The organism is Actinoplanes sp. NPDC048791 (assembly GCF_040650095.1).
Lineage (GTDB): Bacteria > Actinomycetota > Actinomycetes > Mycobacteriales > Micromonosporaceae > Actinoplanes.
Map to the genome: position 1 here is coordinate 1 of NZ_JBEZGQ010001502.1, position 1,535 is coordinate 1,535.

Genomic DNA, 1,535 nt, shown 5'->3' on the forward strand with positions numbered 1-1,535 from the left:
CGACGAACCGCGGCCCGGTGGTGACCACCGAAGCGGCCCGGACCGGGCCAGCGGCAGCCGGGGCGAAGGCCAGCGGAGCAGCGGAAAGCGGACCGGCAGCGCCGAGAGCGGCGGTGGCATGTGCAGAGGCCGCGGCGGGCTGAGCCGGGAGGACGGTGATGGTCAGGACGGTGCCGGCCAGCACGGCCAGCAGGGCGGTGGGCAGGGGGAAGCGACGTGGCGCCATGCGCACTCCTCGGGACAGGACGATGTCGCCGGTAGGGGTGGGTCGCGGTGGCACACGTGACGACGGCTCTGCGCGCACCGGTGGTGAGCTGCGGTGGGAGGGGCAGCGGTGGTTCGGTGGCGGCAGCGTAGGAAGCGGTACCGAGAAATTGAAGGTGGTGACATTCTCGTTACCGGTAGGTAACATACGACGTCAGTCCGAGGAGCGTGACCGTGCTGTACGGTGCCCCGACTGCGCGTCGCCGAGACGCCCAGCGCAATCGCGCGGCCATTGTCCGGGCCGCGTGTGAGCTCCTGAGCGGCGGCGGATCCGTCATCGCGATGCCGGAGATCGCCCGCCGCGCCGGCGTCGGCCAGGCCACCCTGTACAGGCACTTTCCCGACCGCTCCGCCCTGGCTGCCGCGGTCGTCGCCCATCACCTGCAGCGGCTCGAGACCTTCGCCGCCAGTGACGTCTGCCGGCCGGCGATGTTCCGCGAGCTGCTGCGCGAGGTGCTGCACAACCTGGTCGCCATGCGCCCGCTCGTCCTGCTCGCCCGGCGCTTCGATCCCGGTGCCCGGGACCGGTATCAGAAGCGGTTGCTGGCCGCCTTCGGCGAACCGTTGCGGCGGGCGCAGAGCCAGGGGTACGTGCGCAGCGACGTCACCCCGGCGGATCTGCTGCTGTTGCTGGCGATGGTGCAGGGCGTCGCCGAGAGCACCGGGGACCGGGCCGCCGCGGATCGCTCGATCGAGCTGGTGCTCGACGGCGTCTTCAACGACCTGACCTGACGGAAAGCGCCACCGCGGATCAGCGGCAGCGGCTGACGGGATGGGTGGCGAGCTTGTGGGTCTCGTCGGCCTCGGCCTTGAGCTGGTCGAGGCGCGCCAGCATCCCGCTGGCCCGGGCGTCCAGGAGGCCGCGCGCGCTGAGCGCCTCGATCAGGCTCTGCTGGGCCTCGACCAGGTCGCGGACGGCCCGGCAGAGCGAACTGAGGTCCGGCCCGACGTCGTCCATCCCTGCAATGTACAAGCATCTGGCCTGGTCAGGGAGCGGGGCCGGAGATTCGGGCCGGTCAGGAGGCCACCGTCGAGTCGCGGATCACCAGCTTGGCCGGGTGCGTGTGCGTGCCGGGCCGGGCCACGCCGTCGATGGCTTCGAGCAGCAGGCCCGCCGCGGCCCGGCCCAGGCCCTCCAGGTCCATCTCGACGCTGGTGAGGGTGGGGCGGCTGGCCAGGGCCATGACGTCCCAGTTGTCGAAGCCGGTCAGGGCCACCTCGGCCGGGACCCGGCGGCCGGCCTCGCGCAGGGCGTCGCCGGCCCCGCGGGC

3 protein-coding genes and 1 pseudogene are annotated in these 1,535 nt (G+C 72.7%); 1 reads left to right on the forward strand and 3 read right to left on the reverse strand.

Annotated features, from left to right (window positions below):
- Positions 1-226 (reverse strand): annotated as a pseudogene (locus AB0C29_RS47855) (hypothetical protein); the annotation flags it as partial.
- Between the two features lie 212 nt (positions 227-438).
- Here AB0C29_RS47855 and AB0C29_RS47860 point away from each other — a divergent pair.
- Positions 439-996 carry a helix-turn-helix domain-containing protein gene (locus tag AB0C29_RS47860; protein WP_360834954.1) on the forward strand — a complete coding sequence of 186 codons (558 nt, stop codon included), beginning with the start codon at positions 439-441 and terminating at the stop codon, positions 994-996.
- 19 nt (positions 997-1,015) lie between these two features.
- On the opposite strand, the gene AB0C29_RS47865 is transcribed toward AB0C29_RS47860, so the two are convergent.
- Both AB0C29_RS47865 and AB0C29_RS47870 read right to left on the reverse strand, forming a co-directional pair.
- Positions 1,016-1,222, reverse strand: coding sequence for a hypothetical protein (locus AB0C29_RS47865; protein WP_360834956.1), 207 nt, complete (start codon positions 1,220-1,222; stop codon positions 1,016-1,018).
- Positions 1,223-1,280: 58 nt separating this feature from the next.
- On the reverse strand, positions 1,281-1,535 hold a 255-nt coding region (locus tag AB0C29_RS47870), incomplete at its 5' end, for a substrate-binding domain-containing protein (RefSeq protein WP_360834958.1).

What these genes read in the sequence shown, in the direction of transcription:
- AB0C29_RS47865 (WP_360834956.1), bottom strand. Translation starts at nt 1,222, where the DNA reads ATGGACGACGTCGGGCCGGACCTCAGTTCGCTCTGCCGGGCCGTCCGC.